The organism is Paraburkholderia tuberum STM678, assembly GCF_902833905.1.
Classification (GTDB): domain Bacteria; phylum Pseudomonadota; class Gammaproteobacteria; order Burkholderiales; family Burkholderiaceae; genus Paraburkholderia; species Paraburkholderia tuberum.
This window is the reverse complement of the sequence record NZ_CADFGP010000017.1, coordinates 124,291-142,195: the sequence shown is the minus strand read 5'-3', so window position 1 is coordinate 142,195 and position 17,905 is coordinate 124,291. Positions and strand designations below refer to the sequence as shown.

The 17,905-nt window shown below is 66.7% G+C and carries 16 protein-coding genes; 4 read left to right on the top strand and 12 right to left on the bottom strand.

Features of this window, described 5'->3' with window-relative positions; all coding sequences use genetic code 11:
- Positions 1 to 53: 53 nt before the first annotated feature.
- Entirely contained in the window at positions 54 to 701 is a 648-nt protein-coding gene (clpP, locus tag HWY30_RS17230; protein WP_090801608.1) for an ATP-dependent Clp endopeptidase proteolytic subunit ClpP, read from the bottom strand.
- A 57-nt stretch (positions 702 to 758) separates the two neighbouring features.
- Entirely contained in the window at positions 759 to 947 is a 189-nt protein-coding gene (locus HWY30_RS17225) for a hypothetical protein (protein ID WP_143037118.1), read from the bottom strand.
- Between the two features lie 24 nt (positions 948 to 971).
- On the opposite strand from HWY30_RS17225, the gene HWY30_RS17220 reads away from it, so the two are divergent.
- Entirely contained in the window at positions 972 to 2,027 is a 1,056-nt protein-coding gene (locus HWY30_RS17220) for a sigma-70 family RNA polymerase sigma factor (protein WP_090801605.1), read from the top strand.
- On the opposite strand, the gene HWY30_RS17215 is transcribed toward HWY30_RS17220, so the two are convergent.
- The 3 genes from HWY30_RS17215 to HWY30_RS17205 all read right to left on the bottom strand — a co-directional run bounded on the left by HWY30_RS17215 (position 1,983) and on the right by HWY30_RS17205 (position 6,600).
- Entirely contained in the window at positions 1,983 to 3,257 is a 1,275-nt protein-coding gene (locus tag HWY30_RS17215) for an EAL domain-containing protein (protein WP_090801603.1), read from the bottom strand. The two genes, HWY30_RS17220 and HWY30_RS17215, sit on opposite strands and share 45 nt — an antisense overlap.
- Positions 3,258 to 3,591: 334 nt before the next feature.
- The gene (mdtD, locus tag HWY30_RS17210; RefSeq protein ID WP_090801602.1) at positions 3,592 to 5,052 is read right to left on the bottom strand and encodes a multidrug transporter subunit MdtD; all 1,461 of its coding nucleotides are present in this window, start codon (positions 5,050 to 5,052) and stop codon (positions 3,592 to 3,594) included.
- 129 nt (positions 5,053 to 5,181) lie between these two features.
- Positions 5,182 to 6,600: an aminotransferase-like domain-containing protein gene (locus tag HWY30_RS17205; RefSeq protein WP_090801600.1), complete on the bottom strand. Its 1,419-nt coding sequence runs from the start codon at positions 6,598 to 6,600 to the stop codon at positions 5,182 to 5,184.
- A 183-nt stretch (positions 6,601 to 6,783) separates the two neighbouring features.
- Between HWY30_RS17205 and HWY30_RS17200 the strand changes: the two genes are divergently transcribed.
- The gene (locus HWY30_RS17200) at positions 6,784 to 7,089 is read left to right on the top strand and encodes a DUF2917 domain-containing protein (RefSeq protein ID WP_090801599.1); all 306 of its coding nucleotides are present in this window, start codon (positions 6,784 to 6,786) and stop codon (positions 7,087 to 7,089) included.
- Positions 7,090 to 7,124: 35 nt separating this feature from the next.
- Here HWY30_RS17200 and HWY30_RS17195 read toward each other — a convergent pair whose 3' ends face one another.
- Positions 7,125 to 8,366, bottom strand: coding sequence for a citrate/2-methylcitrate synthase (locus HWY30_RS17195; protein ID WP_090801597.1), 1,242 nt, complete (start codon positions 8,364 to 8,366; stop codon positions 7,125 to 7,127).
- A 126-nt stretch (positions 8,367 to 8,492) separates the two neighbouring features.
- Here HWY30_RS17195 and HWY30_RS17190 point away from each other — a divergent pair, with 126 nt between their 5' ends.
- Positions 8,493 to 9,902 (top strand): CoA transferase, encoded by a 1,410-nt coding sequence (locus HWY30_RS17190; RefSeq protein WP_090805441.1) that lies wholly within the window; start codon positions 8,493 to 8,495, stop codon positions 9,900 to 9,902.
- A gap of 66 nt (positions 9,903 to 9,968) precedes the next feature.
- On the opposite strand, the gene HWY30_RS17185 is transcribed toward HWY30_RS17190, so the two are convergent.
- Positions 9,969 to 10,715: a GntR family transcriptional regulator gene (locus HWY30_RS17185; protein ID WP_013090333.1), complete on the bottom strand. Its 747-nt coding sequence runs from the start codon at positions 10,713 to 10,715 to the stop codon at positions 9,969 to 9,971.
- 195 nt (positions 10,716 to 10,910) lie between these two features.
- On the opposite strand from HWY30_RS17185, the gene HWY30_RS17180 reads away from it, so the two are divergent.
- Complete coding sequence (locus tag HWY30_RS17180) at positions 10,911 to 11,756, top strand: aldo/keto reductase (RefSeq protein ID WP_090801596.1); 846 nt, start codon at positions 10,911 to 10,913, stop codon at positions 11,754 to 11,756.
- 93 nt (positions 11,757 to 11,849) lie between these two features.
- Here HWY30_RS17180 and HWY30_RS17175 read toward each other — a convergent pair whose 3' ends face one another.
- The 5 genes from HWY30_RS17175 to HWY30_RS17155 all read right to left on the bottom strand — a co-directional run bounded on the left by HWY30_RS17175 (position 11,850) and on the right by HWY30_RS17155 (position 17,904).
- Positions 11,850 to 12,311 (bottom strand): Rap1a/Tai family immunity protein, encoded by a 462-nt coding sequence (locus HWY30_RS17175; protein WP_090801594.1) that lies wholly within the window; start codon positions 12,309 to 12,311, stop codon positions 11,850 to 11,852.
- A 327-nt stretch (positions 12,312 to 12,638) separates the two neighbouring features.
- On the bottom strand, positions 12,639 to 13,376 hold the full coding sequence (locus HWY30_RS17170) for a hypothetical protein (RefSeq protein WP_090805440.1): 738 nt from the start codon (positions 13,374 to 13,376) through the stop codon (positions 12,639 to 12,641).
- 420 nt (positions 13,377 to 13,796) lie between these two features.
- Positions 13,797 to 15,986, bottom strand: a complete 2,190-nt coding sequence (locus tag HWY30_RS17165) for an ABC transporter ATP-binding protein (protein ID WP_090801592.1) — start codon at positions 15,984 to 15,986, stop codon at positions 13,797 to 13,799.
- A complete protein-coding gene (locus HWY30_RS17160) occupies positions 15,983 to 16,879 on the bottom strand; it encodes an ABC transporter permease (RefSeq protein WP_090801591.1) in 897 nt (298 codons plus the stop codon). The genes HWY30_RS17165 and HWY30_RS17160 overlap by 4 nt, the downstream gene beginning before the upstream one ends.
- The gene (locus tag HWY30_RS17155) at positions 16,876 to 17,904 is read right to left on the bottom strand and encodes an ABC transporter permease (protein WP_090801589.1); all 1,029 of its coding nucleotides are present in this window, start codon (positions 17,902 to 17,904) and stop codon (positions 16,876 to 16,878) included. The genes HWY30_RS17160 and HWY30_RS17155 overlap by 4 nt, the downstream gene beginning before the upstream one ends.
- Position 17,905: the final 1 nt, after the last annotated feature.

The window sequence follows — 17,905 nt, the reverse complement described above, 5'->3', positions numbered from 1 at the left end:
TGCGAATTTGCAGCCTGCGGTCCAACCGGTGGTCCAGCGGGCGGCTCGTTCCGTTACAGGGTGTCGCGACGGCCTGCGTTGTTCCATGTCGCGCGAGCTTCCAGCACGTCATCGATCAATCCGTATTCCCTCGCTTCGAGCGCCGACATGAAGTTGTCGCGGTCGGTGTCGCGCGCGATTTCTTCGATGCTGCGTCCGGTGCGCTCGGCCATCATCGCATTGAGCCGCGCTCGTACATACAGCACCTCCTTGGCCTGGATTTCGATGTCCGCCGCGGTGCCCTGACCGCCGCCCGACGGCTGGTGAATCATGATGCGCGCATTGGGTAGCGCATACCGTTTGCCGCATTGACCCGCGGTGACCAGAAAGGTGCCCATGCTCGCGGCAAAACCCGTGCACAAGGTCGAGACCTCCGGCTTGATGAACTGCATGGTGTCGTAAATCGCGAGGCCGTCGTACACGGAGCCGCCGGGCGAGTTGATGTAAAAAGAAATATCCTTGTCGGGGTTCTCCGATTCGAGAAACAGCAATTGTGCGACGATCAGACTGGCTGACTGCTCGTTCACGGGCCCGACAAGAAAGACGATGCGCTCGCGCAGCAGGCGGGAGTAGATGTCATAGGCACGTTCGCCCCGGCCGGATTGTTCGATCACCGTGGGCACAAGGCCGAGGCCGGAGACAGACGGGTAACTGGAAGGCATGGATTCCTCGTTCAGATGGATGGCGCGGGCATTCCGGGATGCGCAGGCCGCCGCGGATCAGAAGCCGCGTGACATGCGCCGGTTGTTGCTCATTTGACGAAGCAGCCGCTGGCGTTGTGACAGGTTGTGACAGCGAATTTTTTTGCGCCGCGCTGTCACATCACAGGTTGCCCATGCGTCAAGCTCAGGAATACCGAGCATGACGCGCGCCTGAGCCATGCCGCCGGTATGCAGCCGCTTCTTCACCACGCACCATCGGGAGGTCTACGCATGACGGAACAGGGAATCGACAAGGCATCCAGTTTCGAGGCCGCGCGCGCCCGTCTGCTGGCACTCGCATATCGGATGCTCGGCAGTCGCGCGGAGGCCGAAGACGTGGTGCAGGATGTCTGGCTCAAATGGCACCTGGCCGATACGCAGGCGGTGCAAACGCCGGTCGCGTGGCTCACCACGCTCACCACGCGCACGGCGATCGACCGTCTGCGGCATGCACAGCGCGAGCGTGCGTCACAGGCTAGCGGCTGGTTGCCGGAGCCGTGGCTCGACGAGGTCGCACCATCGGCGGAGGAGTTGGCGTTGCGAGCGGCAGATATGTCGTACGGCGTGATGCTGCTTCTCGAACATCTGAAACCAGACGAACGTGCGGCGCTCGTCCTGCATGAAGCGTTCGAGTGCGGTTATGCGGAAATCGCCTCGATTCTCGAGCGCACACCGGCCGCTTGCCGGCAAATGGTTCATCGCGCCAAGGAGCGTCTGAGACGTGCGGGGGCGCCGTTGGAGCGGCCCGATCCGGCGGTGCATGGGCGAATCGTCGAGCGTTTGCGCGCGGCGCTCGAAGCGCAAGACCGGGCGGGCCTGCTACAGCTTTTCAGCGATGCGCCGCAACTGATCAGCGACGTGCCTTTGTACGCTCCGCCGCCTCCGTTCCCCACAGCCAACCCGGCCCTTCGAGCACAAGGGCCAAGGCCTGAAACCGAAGCGCAACGCGACCGCGAACCGGGTTCAGGTCCGAAGTGGATGGCTGTAGTCACATCGCTCGCGCAACAGGCGAGCCATGCGGAGGTGGTGTCGATGGCGGGTGCGGTGTGCATCGCACTGTTCTGCGACGGCGAGATCGTCGGGTTAATCGACGTGGTGACGGATGGCAAAACGGACCTTTCGGCGAAAATCGTCTCGCTGCGCATCCTGACCAGCGCCGCGCATCTGCAGGCGGCCAACCGGATGCTGGGCCGTGATGCGGTCATGGAACTGCTTGCCCGCATCAAGGACCATCCGGGGGCGTCAGTTACGGTGAGCCGCGACTTCCCAGTTGATGTCGACGCATAGCACCTGCGTACCATGCGACGTGTGCGCGGCAATCGAGGCGGTCACGCACAGATGCGCTTCGTTGATCGACAGATACGGCGGCGTCAGATTAACCCGCCCCGGTTGACGCATCGCCTGAATGAAGTACGGGCGGCGCTCCCAACTCGCGCCTTCGGAATGCAGCAGCGGGCTGAAGCGCTTTGCGCGTTGCGATGTGCGCCCCGGCGGCAGCACGTTGTCGCCGATCTGCCGCCCCGAACCGTCCAAAACAAAGCAGCGCGCCGTTTCTCCGAGCGCGAGCAGAGGTGCGGTCGCCTGCGTGATCGATTCCCCGGCAACCAGCTGTGCGGCGGCTGCCTCGAGCGCCGTGACATACGGCGCGAGCCGCGCGGATTGCGCTTTCTCTCGAGCGGCAACGCGTTCGCGCAGCGAAGCGGAGAGCGAATCCATCAGGCCAGCGGCAACTTGCGGCTTGACGGGTTCGACGCTCGGACCCGCGAAAAATGCGCCCTGGACGAAGTCGACATTGCATTCGAGCGCGATCAGCGCATCACGTTCGGTGCTCAGACCGCCCATCAGCACCAGTTGCCCAGACTCGTGCAACAGAGAGACGAGGCCCGGCAGCACGCGCTCGATATGCGAGTGTTCACTCGCTTGCGCGAGGATGCAGCGGTCGAGCGTGACGATGTCCGGCCGCAGATTCCACACCCGGTCGATGTTCGAATGCTTGGCGCCAAAGCCGTCGAGCGCGATCAGGAAACCGGCCTTGCGCAGCGAATCGACGATTTCGGCGAAGCGCGTGGTTTCGCCGCCAGCCTGTTCGGATACTTCGAGCACCACGCGCTGCGGCGGCAGGCCGAGCGCCTTCAGGCTGGCAAGCAGCGCGTCGCCGTAGCTGGTGTCCATCAGTGCGGCCGGATGCAGGCTGAGGAAGAGCCATTCGTCGTGGCTGTCGAATGCGTTGAAGTTGCCGAGGTGCAGCGATTCGGCCAGCCGTCCGAGTTCCAGCAGATCGCCGCGTCGCGCGGCCTGCGTAAAGACTTCGTGCGAGGGCACTTGCCGCTCATGCTCGTCGTGCACGCGCAGCGACGCGTGATACCCGATCGCGCGCCGGTGCGATACCGAAAAGACCGGCTGAAACACGCTGAAAACGGTGTAGCCGCCATAGAGAACGGTACGCCGGGAGCCTTCGTCGCCGGCCATCGGGCGTGGTGGCTGGAAGCCGGGAGGATCGAGTTCGATCATGCTCATCGTGTCAGTCGTGTGGAAATGGCGGCGCTTGCTGGGCCAGGCAGGAGTTCGCGCGCGCAGACCAAGAGTTTACAGGATAGACGAGCAAGAACTATGCGCGTGTTCGAACAAAGCTCGAGCGTCCACCAGCAATGCTCCGAGGAAATCGTTGTGCGCCCGCCGCGGTACGAAGGCGATAACGCGCACTTCGCTGGTGCGGGACGCGCCCTGTTGCGGGTCGGCGACGCTGTGCAAGCGTGCTGCGTGCTGCGTGCTGCGTGCGGCGCGCGCGGAGCGATGCCCGGAAATCCGTTCGCGAGTGCACGAGGATGCGTCGTCCTGGCTACTGCGGCTTTCAAGTACGCTCCGAAGGATCGGTCTTTTTCGCGGGCGTGCGAATCTCCGGCGACAACTGCGCAAAGATCCATGACGAGCATGCGGTGATGATGCCGACACAGAGGAACGTCGCATGAAACGCGGGCAGCGAATTGGCGCCAGTCGCGCGTTGCATGATGCCGGTAAAGGTTGTCAGCAACGCACCGGCCACCGTCACGCCGAGACTCATCGAAAGCATCTGCACGAGCGAAAACAGGCTATTGCCGCTGCTGGCGCCGCCGGTGCCGAGGTCCTTCAACGTCAACGTGTTCATCGCGGTGAACTGCATCGAGTTCACGCCGCCGAAGATCGCCAGTTGCACGAGCCGCAGCCACAGCGGCTGATGCGTGCTCGTGAGCGCGAAACTCGCCATCATCAGACCGACCAGAATCGTGTTCGCCATCAGCACGCGCCGGTAGCTGTACTTCAGAATCAGCTTCGTCACGAGGCGCTTCGTCGCCATGCCCGCGGCCGCCACGGGCAGCATCATCAGCCCGGCTTCGAATGCGCTATAGCCGAGGCTCACCTGCAACAGCAGAGGAATCAGGTAGGGCATCGAGCCGCTGCCGATCCGCGCGAACAGATTACCGAGCAGCCCAACGCTAAACGTGTGGATCTTGAACAGATCGAGCGAGAAGATCGGCGCGGGCACGCGCACCGCGTGCAGCCCATACGCAACGAAGCACGCCATGCTCAGAATCAGCAGCACCAGCACCGTCGCATGTTGAATGCCGAACTCGGTGCGGCCGTCGAGCGCGAACGAAATCGCCACCATGCCCACCACCAGCAACAGGTAGCCGCCAAGGTCGAATTTGCTCGTGTGTTCGTTGCGGCTATCCGGCATGAAGATAAACGTCGCGATGCAGCCCACGATGCCCACCGGCACGTTGATCAGAAAGATCCAGTGCCACGACGCGATCTTGACGAGCCAGCCACCGAGCGTCGGTCCGATCAACGGTCCGATCAGCCCCGGAATCGCCACGAACGACAACGCCGGCAGATAGCGCTCAGCCGGAAAGGTTCGCAGCACCGCGAGCCGCCCAACCGGCAGAAGCATCGCGCCGCCCACGCCTTGCAGAACGCGAAACAGCACCAGTTGGTTCAGCGTATGCGCGTTCGCGCACAGCAACGAGCCCACCGCGAACACGAGGATCGCACTGAAGAACACGCGCCGCGTGCCGAGTCTGTCGGCGAGCCAGCCGGACACGGGGATCATCACCGCCATCGTCAGCGAGTAGCCGATCACCACCGATTGCATGCGCAGCGGCAGTTCGCCGAGGCTTGTCGCCATTGCGGGCAGCGCGGTGTTGACGATCGTCGAATCGAGCGTCTGCATGAAGAAGCCGGTGGCGACCAGCCACAGCATCACGGTCAGCGAGCGGGGCGAAGGACCCGAGGGGATATCGGGAGCGAGGGCGGGCGGAGGCGTCGTCGTGGACATATGAGGTGGCTGGGCGCGCTCGGTCGGGTTGGGACTCGCTATTCTAGGGAAAAGCGGGTCCCGGCGCAGCGGGCGGCGCAGCGTTGCGCGGGTGTCGGTGCTGCGTCACGGCCGCGCTCCGCGCCGTGTTCACGCATCAGGCGGCAACTGCGCCGCCGCATTAAAAAACGCCTGCGCACGTGGCTCGTTGCCAAACGCCACATGAATTCTGATCCACGGGCTCACCTCCCGGTTCGGCCTGAAGTGTTGTCCAGGCAGCACCGTCACTCCGAGGGGCACGCCGCATTCAACGAGCCGCTCGGCGTCCGCGACATGCGGCACGCGTGCCCACACGAACTTGCCACCCGCTGGTTCTTCGAAGATCTCCCAGCCGGCATCTTCGAGTGTCTGGACGGTCGAGCCAAGCGCGCCGCGCATCTGGCGGCGCAGTCGCTCCAGATATTTGCGATATGCGCCGCGCTCCAGCATCGACACCGCCACCGCTTCGGCAAAGCGCGAACAGCCGATGCTCGTCAGCATCTTGATGTCGACCAGGTCCTTGATGATCGCGTGACTCGCAACCACGTAGCCGACCCGCAGCGAAGACGACAGCGTTTTCGACAATCCGCCGATGTAGATCACCTGTTCGAGTTGGTCGAGGGTGGCCAGGCGGTCGGTGAGCTCGGTCTGAAAATCCGCGTAGATATCGTCCTCGATGATCTGGAAGCCATGCTCTCGCGCCATTTGCAGCAAACGGAATGCGACCTGCGGTGCGACCGTGGTGCCGGTCGGATTGTGGAACACGGTGTTGATGAGCAGCAATCTGGGCCGGTGCAGCTTCAGTTGCGCCTGCATCGTGTCGAGGTCGGGACCATTGCCGGTGCGTGGAATGCCGATCAGCTTCATGCCGTGCAGGCGCAACAGGCCGTACAGGTTGTAGTAACCGGGGTCCTCGACAAAGATCGTGTCGCCTGGCTTGAGCATGTAGCGCACCAGCAGATCGAACGCCTGGCTCGCGCCGTTGGTGATCAGAATCTGCGATGCGTCTGCCTGGATGCCCAACTGGCCAATGCGGCCGCGCAACTGTTCGCGCAAGACCGGGTTGCCGAGCGGCGTCGCGTACTCGACCATGCTAGCCGGATCGGTTCGCGACACGTGGCGGATCGCCTGCGCAATGCCATCGATGTCGCGCCAGCTTTCGGGGATGAAACCGGTGCTGAGCTTCAGCGTTTCGCCCGGAAAGTTGAATTGCTCGAGCAGATGGTCCGACTCGACATCGGCGCGGCGCGGGTCCGAAGTGCCCTGGCAGCGCATGTCGGTCGGTTGGCGATCGGCGACGTAAAAGCCGGAGCCGTGGCGCGAGTCGACATAGCCGAGCGACACCAACCGGTCGTATGCCTCGATCACCGGAAAGCGGCTTACGTCGAAGTCGGCGGCGAACTGGCGGATCGACGGCAGCTTTGAGCCAGGATGCGCATTGCGCGAGCGGATCCACGCCGAGACGCCCGCGACGATCTGCTCGGTCAGCGGCACGCCGTTGTCCCGATCGAGCTGGATTTCGAGTTTCATACGCTTGCCTTCTGTCGCCGGCCTGCGAGCGCGAAAGTTTTAAACCTGCGCCGCGCGAGCCATGCCAACTGTTCGGTTTTTTGACTGAACAGTTCCGATGGAAGTGTTCGGAACTGTGCATGGGTCTCCGATCATCGCACGTCAATAATCGGTACAACAGAAAGTTCATCGAGGAGAACGGCGATGCGAGAAGTGCGAGTTTTCGAGCTGGAACATGGCGAGCCCGTCACGGCCTGGCGGGTTGCGCGTCCGACGATTTTCAAGGTGATCAGCGGCAACGTCTGGCTGACCGTCGAGGGCGAGCATGAGGATCACTGGCTGGCGGCGGGGCAGTCGATCGAGTTGGCGCGTGGATCGGTGGCATGGATCAGCGCCGGGCGGGCCGGGGCGCGTTTTGCGCTGGCGAGCGGCTCGGAACGCAGGTTGCCGAGGCTGCTATTCGGCTGGCCGATGCCGGCTTGGCTGGCGCGTCGGCCGGGCGTGGTCTGATGCAGGGCGAACGGCGAGCCGCCTCTTCCTGGTCCCTAAGCAGCACCTCCCGCCTCATACTCCCCGATATACCGCGCCCGCGGCCGGATCAACCGGCCATCGCGCGCCTGCTCCATCGCGTGCGCGATCCAGCCGACCACCCGCCCGAGCGCGAACAGCGTGAACGCGGCCCCGCTCGGCAAGCCGAGCACGCGCTCGATCGCGGCAAGCGCGAAATCCACCGTCGGCTCCGCGCCGGTCGTGTCGCGCACCGCTCGCGCGACCTGCTGCACCTCGTTGAGCGGCGAGCGGGCTGGCGCGCAGTCGGCGAGCATCGTCAGCAATAGCCGCGCGCGCGGATCACCGTCCGGATAGAGCGGATGACCGAAGCCCGACAGCAGCGGCCCTTGCGCGCCGTGCTCGTAGCGCGCGAGACGGTTCGCCAGGTAGCGGTCCAGCTCGGGCGAGCGCGACGCCTCATCGAGCAGCGCGGCGATGCGCACGGTTTCGCCGCCGTGACGCGGCCCGGAAAGCGCCGCGAGCCCGCCCGCGACCGCACCGAACAGGTGCGTGCCCGTCGACGTGATACAACGGACCGTGAACGTCGACGCGTTCAGCTCGTGATCCGCGCAGGCGACCAAGGCCGCGCGCAGCAATCCGCTTTGCTGACGGCTGCGCACCCGCCAGGCCGTCGCGATCTGCCGATGCAGCGGTTCGTTCGACGGCGCCGCCGGCAGCATCGCGGCGGCCAGCAGCCGCATCACGGCGCACGCGGTGTCGAGCTGCGCATCGCGGCCGAGCGCCCACACGCGTGGCATCTGCGCGGCGGCGGCCGGCAGCAGCACCAGCGCGCGATCGAGCGGCGTGCTGTCACTCCACAGCTTGAGCCACGCGGCCCATTGCGCGGGGGCGAGCGGCACGACCGGCGCATCGGCGATGCGCCGCGCGCTGCATTCCCACAACAGCGCCGCGACGTCTTCGAGTGACGCACTGCGCGCGAGTTCGATCGCATCGTGCCCGCGATACAGCAGCCGACCGTCCGCGACCAGCGTGATCGACGATTCGAGCACCGGTACGCCCCAGTCGAGCACCTTCTGCGCGACCTTGCCGGCGCGTTTGCCGTCCGCCTTGCGACGCGCGAGGCGGCGCACCTCGGCGGCATCGTAGAGCCGATGCCTGCCTTGCGCATCCGGCGACGAGCCGAGCATGCCTCGGCTTACATACGCGTACAGCGTCGGCAAGCTGACGCCGAGCGTTGCGGCCGCTTCGGCGGCGCTCAGGTAAATCGGGGCTGGCATAAAAGTGGGTATAAACCGAAGAAATCAATATATATTGATTATCATAATCAACATTGATTGCGGCAAGGTGCAAATTTAGACTCGGTGTACCTGCTTCCTGTCCGCGCGGCCAGCGCGCCCGATCCCATGACGCCCGAACTCGCCCTCAAGCACATCTGGACCCTCGCCGGCTGCGATCCGGTCGCGCTGCACGCCGTGTCGCTCGCCGGCGCGGATCCCGGCTTGCCGTCGGTCTACCGTGTCGGCAGCCTCGCGGCGTCGACCATCGCCGCGACGGGCCTCGCCGCCGCCGAATACTGGCGCTTGCGCAGCGCTCGCCTGCAACAGGTGTCGGTGCAGATGCGTCGCGCGCTGGCGGCGTTTCGCAGCGAACGCTATTTGCGGATCGACGATGGGCCGCCGCCCGCGCTGCGCGATCCGGTCACCGGCTTCTATGAAACGGGCGACGGCCGATGGATCCAGCTGCATACGAATTTCGCGCATCACTTGAAGGGCGTGCTCGAGGTGCTCGGCTGTGACAATGGGCGGCACTCGGTGGCGGCCGCGATTCGCGGCTGGGAAGGCGCGACGCTCGATCAAACGCTCGCCGACGCGGGCCTGTGCGCCGCCTTGATTCGCACGCCCGACGAATGGGCCGCGCTCGAGCAGGCCAAAGCGATCGCGCGCTTGCCGCTGTTCGAGATCGAGCGCATCGGCGACGCCCCCGCCGAGCCGCCGCGCCACGCCGCCGCTGACGCCGAGCCTGGTATCGACCGCCCGCTCGCGGGTGTGCGGGTGCTGGATCTGTCGCGGATCATCGCGGGACCGGTGGCCGGCCGCGCGCTCGCGCATCATGGCGCGGACGTGTTGACGATCAACGGGCCGCATCTGCCGAACATCGCGCCGCTCGTGATCGACAACGGCCGCGGCAAGCGTTCGGCAATCGTCGATCTGCGCGAGGCGGCAGGCTGCGACACGTTGCGCGGACTCGCGCGCGATGCCGACGTGTTCCTGCAGGCCTATCGTCCGGGCGCGCTCAAGGCGCGCGGCTTCGGGCCGGACGAGCTGGCACGGCTGCGGCCCGGCGTCGTCTATATCTCGGTGTGCGCGTACGGGCACACAGGGCCGTGGGCGCAGCGACGCGGCTTCGATAGTCTGGTGCAGTCGGCGAGCGGCATCGCGTGGACCGAGCGCGCGGCGGCGGGTTCAGCCGAGCCGCGGCATCTGCCGTGTCAGGCGCTCGATCACGCGACCGGCTATCTGGCCGCGTTCGGCGCGATGGTCGCGCTCGCGCGGCGCGCTCGCGAGGGCGGCAGCTGGCATGTGAAGGTGTCTCTTGCGCAGACGGGGCGTTGGCTGCGGTCGTTCGGGCTGCTGGCCGATGGGCAGCAGGCGCCCGAGGTGTCGCTCGACGACGTGCGCGATTGCGTCGCGAGCGTGCAATCGGAGTTCGGGCGTGTGCTTGGCGTGCTGCCGGCGGAGGAACTGGAGCAGACGCCTGCGTTTTATGCGCTGCCGCCGGCGCGCATCGGCGCGCACGAAGCCCGGTGGCCGTGACGGTTGGAGCGGGCGGCGCGTTCAGGTTGGGAACGCGGCGTACCTAACCGCCCACCGCGTCGCAGCTTACTTTCGCAACTCCGCCACGAAGTCGTAGTAATCGTTGCGGCAGTACGTGTCCGTCAGTTCGATCGCGCGTTGATCCGCCGTATAACCCACGCGCGTGATCAACAGCAACGCCTCGTTCGGCGCGATGCTCATCTGCTGCGCGATCTCGTCGCTCGCGTTCACCGCGCGGAAGTGCTGCAACGCGCGCACGATCGTCAGTCCGCGATTCTCCAGATACGTGTACAGCGAGTCGCCGATTGCCTGTGGATCGGGAATCACCGCGGCCGGGAACGTCGAATTCTCGACCGCCATCACGATGCCGTCGGCGAGCCGCAGCCGCCGCAGCCGCGTGACCGCTGCGGCCGGCGACAGACCCAGCTGGATCACCTCGTCGCGATTGGCCGGCGAGATTTCGCGCGACAGCCACTTCGAACTCGGCGTGAAGCCGCGCCGCCGCAGCATTTCGCTGAAGCTCGACAGACGCGACAACGGATCTTCGTAGCGCGGCGTGATGAAGCTGCCCGCGCCTTGGGTGCGGCGGATCAAACCCTGCTCCACGAGCAGCGCGATCGCCTTGCGCGACGTGATGCGCGACACGCCGAGCGCCTCCGACAGCACGCGCTCCGAAGGCAGCGCCTCGCCGGCGTTCCAGCGGTTTTCGTGGATCGCGCTGCCGAGCTTGCGGGCAAGTTGCAGATAGAGCGGCGTGTCGTTTTCCGGGTCCGGGCGCAGGTCGCGCCAGCGGTCTTCCGAGGCAGAGGTCATGGGGCTCACGCAAGATGGGCAAGCGGCAATTTTAAAACATCGGCGCGTCCTGTTATAGCGGGCTTTTGCCAGGCGCGCCGTTCTGAGGCCGCGGAGCCGCTAAACTCGTCGCCAGGATTTGAGTAGCATGCGTTGCGCGATGAGGCGGCGGGCCAGCGCATCGCATCTGGATCGAGCCACTTTCGAGGAGTCAGCATGACGAGCGAGATCGCAAGCGTGAGCCTGCCGGGCGGCGAGCGCATGCCAGCACTGGGGCAGGGCACGTGGGAAATGGGCGAGCAGCGGGCACGACGCGCGGCGGAAATCGCTGCGCTGCGCTGCGGCATCGAACTCGGCATGACGCTGATCGATACCGCCGAAATGTACGGCGACGGCGCGACCGAGTCGCTGCTCGGCGAAGCGCTCGCGGGTTTGCGCGACAAGGTGTTTCTGGTCAGCAAGGTGTATCCGCACAACGCCAGCCAGCGCGGCGTGATCGCCGCGTGCGAGCAGAGCCTGAAGCGTCTGAAAACGGACCGGCTCGATCTGTATCTGCTGCACTGGCGTGGTTCGGTGCCGCTCGCGGACACCGTCGACGGCTTCGAGGCGCTGCGGCGCGCGGGCAAGATCCGTCACTGGGGCGTCAGCAACTTCGATACCGACGACATGGAAGAACTCGTCGCGACGCCAGGCGGCGACGCGTGCGCGACCAACCAGATTCTGTACAACGTGGCGCGGCGCGGGCCGGAGTTCGATCTGTTGCCGTGGCTCGCCGCGCGCGGCATGCCGGCGATGGCGTACAGCCCGGTCGATCATGCGCGGCTGCCGAAACGCTCGCCGCTCGACGATATCGCCGACGCGCGCGGCGTCTCGGTGTTTCAGGTGGCGCTCGCGTGGGTGCTGGGCAAGCCCAATGTGTGCGCGATTCCGAAGGCGGCGCGCGTCGAGCATGTGCGCGACAACCATCGCGCGTCGCAACTGGTGCTGGAAGCCGGCGAACTCGCCGCGCTCGACGCGTACTTCAAGCCGCCGCGCGGCAAGCGTGCGCTGGAGATGTTGTAAGTGCCGGCGCGGCCGCCGTCCGTTGCGCAACGGCGGCGCGCGAGGCTCGAAGCGCTGTGGGCGTCGATGACGCCGCTCGCGCTGACGCGGCGCTCAGGTGCAGGGATGGTGCTGATGCACGGAGCCGAGCACGGCGACTTCGGCGGGGGTGTGCTGCAGCGCGTCGTCCGGCACCTGGGCGGCATCGGCGAGGAAGTCGTCGACGATCGACGACACCGCCACGTCGCGCAGGCATAGCGACACGCGCTGCGTTTCGTTGGCGGGGAGGGTTGCTCGTTGCGAGAGGAACAGCACGCCGTATTGATAACCGTGGATGATGCCGCGGATCGCGCCGACGCATTGCCCTTGCGCGACGTTGTCGTGGCGCTGTTTGCAGCTCTGGACGAGCGAGTAGGCGGAGAAGCTCGGATCGACCGGTGGCGCCGCTTGCGACAAGGTTTGCGCCATTGGCTGCGCGGGTGTTTGCGCATTGGCGAGCGATGCGAGGCCCAGGGCGGCAGCGGTCAGCACGGCGGCTGCCGTACGGGTCGCGGCGGGGGGGACGCTTCTATGCATGTTGTGGGCCCTCATATCGAACGATGAATTTGATATGAGGCGGTCGTCTCGGATTGGTTCCATAACACTCGCACGCAATGGAGGTTGTGTTTCCGCCGCTCGCGGTGCGGTTCGCGCGATGGCGCGAGGCGCAGCTCGCGCGCGCTCCGAGCCATTCCGTCAGCGCGCGCCGAAGGCGGGCGGGCCGCTCCGACCGGCCTCCGGCGGTGACGCCCGACCGGGGGATCGGGACATCACCGCCGTTGCCAGCGGATAGCGGACAGTATGCCGGGACATGTCGCCGGCGGGTAGGGCGCGGGGCTCCCTACCCGGGGCAACGGGCGACGCCTAGTGCCCGTTCCCGCCACCGTTGCCACTGCCGCCACCCTTGCCTCCGTGACCGCCGCCGAAGCCTCCGCCAAAGCCTCCGCCGAACCCGCCACCGAAGCCACCACCGAAGCCACCACCATTCGCACCGCCGAAACCACCGCTAGGGCCACCGCTGGAGCCTCCGCAACCGCAGCCGCCGCTCCCGCTGCCGCCGCTGCTTCCGCCTCCGCCGCCTCCGCCGCCTCCGCCGCCGCCACCACCTCCGCTTCCACCTCCGCTTCCACCTCCGCTTCCACCTCCGCTTCCACTACCGCTATTTCCCTTACCGCCACTCCCACTTCCGCTCCCTGAACCCGCCGCCCCGGCGCCGCTGTTGCCGCTTGCGCCAGCACCGCTATTGCTCGAACCCGCCGCGCCGCCATTACCGCCGCCGTTGCCAATGCCGCCGCCGAGCCGCCCGCAGCCCGGACCGCCGAGCCCGCCGCAGCCGGCCGGCGCGAACACCGAGGCGGCATCGTCGGCGGCTGTGGCCGTGCCAGCCTCGGCGCCGGTTGCCGCGCCGTCGTTCCGCGCGAGCAGCAGCGGCGTTGAATCGCCGGGTTGCGCCCGCAACGCGTCGGCCAGCACAATCCAGCGAGGGATCACGTCCGTCGACGCTCCGTACGCGGTCCCGCCCGCCAACACCGCGACCCCCGCGAGGACCACCGCGCTGCGCATCATTGCACAGTAGTACTGATCTGATTTTCCGGTCTTCATCGCGCGTCTCCAGAGCGAAGGACGGTCCCTCGCTGCCGCCTTCGCGAACTGCTCCAGCAGCGGCCGACCTGTCTGCACGCGGGTCTTGTCGAACCCCCGGTCCGTTGTGTCGAAGTTGTCCGTGCGTCGCTGCCGTGCTGATCGCGCGAGGTCGCGCCATCGCGTGGTGACGCTCGTCGTGCGGATATGCGCGGCGTTGCGCGCCCGGTTTGGCTTCGAATCTCTGGCTGTTAATTTAGCGATATCCATGCCACGCGCCGCAAAGCCTTGAAGCGACACGGGCGATATCGGGATGTGCGATGCGCACGCCGGAAAAACGCCTCAAAACGTTGCGACGATGAAACGCGCGGACGCAAAAGCGTGTTCCGACGCGGGATTCGTTAAGAGGGGCGGTGTGCGTCGATGAGGTTCGAGTCGACGCTAGCTGGCGTTTTCCGACGCATCGTCGGAGGTGCCGCCATTCGTCGGGTCGCCCGCGTTGTCGTCGCGCGGCTCGCTTTGCAGCTCGCGAAGTGTGGCGACCGGAATATGGCAGCGAATCCGGTGCGCGCAAGACGGATCGGCGGCGTCGTCCGCGTCGAGAAACGGCGGGTCCTGCTGCTCGCAGATCGCGCCGAGCTTGCGCGGACAGCGCGTGTGAAACACGCAGCCCGACGGCATCGCGCCGGGCCCGGGCAACTCGCCGGTGAGACGGATACGCGTACGTTGATGCACCTCGCCGGACGCGCCGTCGCCCGGCAGTGTCGGCACGGCGGACAGCAGCGCCTCGGTATAGGGATGCTGCGGTCCATCGAACACGGCCGCCGCCGGGCCGATTTCGAGCAGCCGGCCGAGGTAGAGCACCGCGATGCGATCCGACACATAGCGGACCACGTGCAGATCGTGCGAGATGAATACGTAGCTGACGCCGCGCTCGTGCTGCAGATCGGCGAGCAGGTTCAGAATCGCGGCCTGCACCGACACGTCGAGCGATGAAGTCGGCTCATCGCACACGACGACGCGCGGTTCGCCGGCGAACGCGCGCGCAATCGCGACGCGCTGCTTGAGTCCGCCCGAAAGCTGGCGCGAACGTGCATCCAGATAGCGCTCGGGCAGCCGCACGGCGTCCGTCAGCGTGGCGAGCCGTGCGTCGATCTCCGGCCCGCGCAGCGCGGTGAAGCGCGCGAGCGCACGGCCGATCAGCCGCTTGACGGAATGCGCGCGATTGAGCGCCGAGTCCGGATTCTGGAACACGATCTGCAGCGATTTCAGCTGCTCGTCGCTGCGTCGCGTGACGCGCGCGGCGAGCGGGGCGCCGTCGAGTTCGAGCAGGCTGCCGGCATCGGGTGCGAGCAGGCCGAGCAGCAGTCGCGCGAGCGTTGTCTTGCCGCTGCCCGATTCGCCGACGAGGCCGAGCGTCTCGCCGCTCGCGAGTTCGAGCGACACGTCGTCGACCGCGCGCAGCGGGACGCCCGATACGTGGAATGTTTTCGACAGGTTCCGGGCGCGCAAGACCGGCCCAGAGGGCGCGCGCGGCGCCGCGTTGGATGATGCGGCCGCCACCGGCGCCGCGCTCGATGTCGCACGCGGCAGTTCGATCGCACGCTCGTGATAGTGGCAGCGCGCCATCTGATCGCCATGCCGGGCGCCGAGGCGATAGGGCGGCGGCGCGTCGCGGCGGCAGCGCTCGTCGGCGAGACGGCAGCGCTCCGCATAGATGCAGCCCTGCGTGACCGAGCCCGGCAGAGGCAGGCCGCCCGCGATCGTATCGAGCCGCTCGCTGTCCTTGCTGCGTCCGGCCGTCGGCAGGCAGCGCAGCAACCCGACCGTGTACGGATGACGCGGCCGCGCGAACACGTCCTGGGTCGCGCCTTCCTCGACCAGCTTGCCCGCGTACAGCACGCCGACGCGTTCGCACATGCGGCCGATCACCGCGAGGTTGTGGCTGATGAACAGCACCGCGGTGCCGAGTTCCTCGCGCAACCGTGCGACGAGGTCGAGCACTTCCGCTTCGACGGTCGCATCGAGGCCGGTAGTCGGTTCGTCGAGAATCAGCAGCGCGGGGTTCGACGCGAGCGCCATCGCGATCACGACGCGCTGCTGCATGCCGCCCGACAATTGATGCGGATAGCTGTTCATCACGCGCTCGGGCGCCGCGATGCGGACGCGTTTGAGTATCTCGAGCGTGCGTTGCAGCGCCTCGTCGCGCGCGACGCCGGCCGCCTCGAATGCTTCGGAAACCTGACGGGCGATCGTCAGCGATGGATTCAGTGCGCGCCCCGGGTCCTGGTAGACCATCGAGACGGTCGTCGCACGCATGCTGCGCAGCGCGTCGGCACCCAGCTTCTGCACGTCCTCACCGGCGATTACGATCTTGCCGGCCTTCACCTTGCCATTGCGCGGCAGATAGCGCAGCGTCGCCATTGCCACGGTCGACTTGCCGCAACCGGATTCGCCGACGAGCCCATACGCCTCGCCGCGTCGCACGCGAAACGATACGTCCTGCAGCACTTCGCGATCGCGTCCGCGGATCCGGTAGGTGACCGTCAGGCCGACCACGGTCAGCGCATCGGTGCGATCGCTTTTCGACACGTCGAACGCCGCGAACGAGGAGGGCGGTGGGCCGTTCATTGGTCGAGCACTCCCTGCACGCCGTCGGCGATCAGATTGACGCCGACCACCAGTGACGCGATCGCGCCCGCCGCAAACACGACGGTCCACCACGCGCCGCCCGCCATCAACGTGTACGACTCGGACAGCGCGAGCCCCCAGTCGGCCGACGGCGGCTGGATGCCGAAGCCGAGAAACGACAGCGTCGCGACCGCGAAGATCGCATAGCCGAGCCGCACCGTTGCTTCGACGACGATCGGCGGCAGCACGTTCGGCAGGATCTCCGCGAACATGATGTACGGCGCGCGTTCGCCGCGCAGCTGCGCGGCGGCCACATAGTCGAGATGCCGCTCTGCGAACACGGCGGCGCGCACGGTGCGGGCTGTTATCGGCGTGAAGGTGGTGCCGATCACGAGAATCACCGTGAAGTTCGACGCACCGACCGCGGCGAGCGCGAGCAGCGCGACGATCACGAGCGGCAGCGCGAGCACCGCGTCGATCATGCGGCCGATGACGTCGTCGACCCAGCCGTCGAAGTAGCCGACCACCAGGCCGAGCGCGGTGCCCGCCGCGGTGCCGAGCAGTGTCGCGAGCGGCGCGATCGTCAGGATGTCGCGCGCGCCGACGATCACGCGCGAGAATACGTCGCGGCCGAGCTGATCGGTGCCGAACCAGTGCGTGCGATCGGGCGGCGTCAGCGAATTGAGCGGATCGGACGCGTACGGATCGAGATGCACGAACCACGGCCCGGCGATCGCGCAGACGATCCACCACGCGACGATCAGCGCGCCCACGATGAAGGTCGGCGAACCGAGCAGCAGGAGGAGGCGCGGGAAACGCGGCTCGGAGCCCGGTGCGCCTGGCGCGGGCGAGCCTGGTGGCGTCGATGAAGCCGGCGGCACGGTCGCATTCATTCGGCGGTCCTCACCCGCAGTCGCGGATTGAGCAGCACGTGCAGCGCATCGGCAACCAGATTCGCGAGCGTATAGACGACGCCGATCGTCAGTACGCCCGCTTCGAGCATTGGAAAATCCTTCGCCTTGGCGGCGTTGTAGATCAGCGAGCCGATGCCCTGGTAGCGGAACAGCGTCTCGACCACCACGAGTCCGCCGATCATGTAGCCGAGTTGGGTGGCGGCGACGGTGATCGTCGGCAGCAGTGCATTGCGCAGCACGTGCCGCCAGATCACGACGTGGCGCGGCAGGCCCTTGAGGATCGCGGTGCGCGTGTAGTCGGCGTCGAGCGCTTCGACGGTGCCCGCGCGTGCCATTCGCGCGATGTAGCCGAAGAACACGAGGACGAGCGGCAGCACCGGCAGCACCAGATGGCGCAGCTGTTCGAGCACGCTCGCATCGGGCGGAGATGAGGCCTCGATGGGCAGCCAGCGCAGCCACACGCCGAACACGAGAATCAGCACGATCGACGACACGAACTCCGGCACCACGGTCGCCGACAAACCGGCGATGCTGATCGTGCGATCGAGCCAGCGCCCCGCATGCATCGCCGACCACACGCCGCCTGCGATGCCGAGCGGCACGACGACGATGAACGCGAGCAGACCGAGCTTCGCCGAATGCCCGAGCGCATCGGCGATGAACGGCCTGACCGGTTCGCGATACGCGTACGACAGCCCCATGTTGCCGCGCACGAAATGCGTGATCCAGTCGATGTATTGCGTGAGCAGCGGCCGGTCGGCGCCGAGCTGATGATCGAGCGCGGCGACCGCGCGCGCATCGGCGAGCGGCCCGAGCACCGCGCGGCCGATATCGCCGGGCAGCAGCTGGCCGCCCGCGAACACGATCACCGACAGCAGCCACAGCGTGATCAGCGAAAGACCCGCGCGCGTCGCGAGAAAACGCGCGACGCGGCCCGCGTTGCCGTTCCTCGCGCGCGGCGGACGCGATGTATTCGAGGCGGGAGAGGGCGCCGGAGCCGACATC

Excerpts from the sequence above, each read along its gene's own strand:
- HWY30_RS17205 (WP_090801600.1), bottom strand. The coding sequence starts at position 6,600 with ATGAAACTCGAAATCCAGCTCGATCGGGACAACGGCGTGCCGCTGACC.
- HWY30_RS17200 (WP_090801599.1), top strand. The coding sequence starts at position 6,784 with ATGCGAGAAGTGCGAGTTTTCGAGCTGGAACATGGCGAGCCCGTCACG.
- HWY30_RS17165 (WP_090801592.1), bottom strand. The coding sequence starts at position 15,986 with ATGAACGGCCCACCGCCCTCCTCGTTCGCGGCGTTCGACGTGTCGAAA.
- HWY30_RS17220 (WP_090801605.1), top strand. The coding sequence starts at position 972 with ATGACGGAACAGGGAATCGACAAGGCATCCAGTTTCGAGGCCGCGCGC.
- HWY30_RS17160 (WP_090801591.1), bottom strand. The coding sequence starts at position 16,879 with ATGAATGCGACCGTGCCGCCGGCTTCATCGACGCCACCAGGCTCGCCC.
- clpP (WP_090801608.1), bottom strand. The coding sequence starts at position 701 with ATGCCTTCCAGTTACCCGTCTGTCTCCGGCCTCGGCCTTGTGCCCACG.
- HWY30_RS17195 (WP_090801597.1), bottom strand. The coding sequence starts at position 8,366 with ATGCCAGCCCCGATTTACCTGAGCGCCGCCGAAGCGGCCGCAACGCTC.
- HWY30_RS17215 (WP_090801603.1), bottom strand. The coding sequence starts at position 3,257 with ATGAGCATGATCGAACTCGATCCTCCCGGCTTCCAGCCACCACGCCCG.
- HWY30_RS17175 (WP_090801594.1), bottom strand. The coding sequence starts at position 12,311 with ATGCATAGAAGCGTCCCCCCCGCCGCGACCCGTACGGCAGCCGCCGTG.
- HWY30_RS17185 (WP_013090333.1), bottom strand. The coding sequence starts at position 10,715 with ATGACCTCTGCCTCGGAAGACCGCTGGCGCGACCTGCGCCCGGACCCG.
- HWY30_RS17180 (WP_090801596.1), top strand. The coding sequence starts at position 10,911 with ATGACGAGCGAGATCGCAAGCGTGAGCCTGCCGGGCGGCGAGCGCATG.
- mdtD (WP_090801602.1), bottom strand. The coding sequence starts at position 5,052 with ATGTCCACGACGACGCCTCCGCCCGCCCTCGCTCCCGATATCCCCTCG.
- HWY30_RS17155 (WP_090801589.1), bottom strand. The coding sequence starts at position 17,904 with ATGTCGGCTCCGGCGCCCTCTCCCGCCTCGAATACATCGCGTCCGCCG.
- HWY30_RS17170 (WP_090805440.1), bottom strand. The coding sequence starts at position 13,376 with ATGAAGACCGGAAAATCAGATCAGTACTACTGTGCAATGATGCGCAGC.
- HWY30_RS17190 (WP_090805441.1), top strand. The coding sequence starts at position 8,493 with ATGACGCCCGAACTCGCCCTCAAGCACATCTGGACCCTCGCCGGCTGC.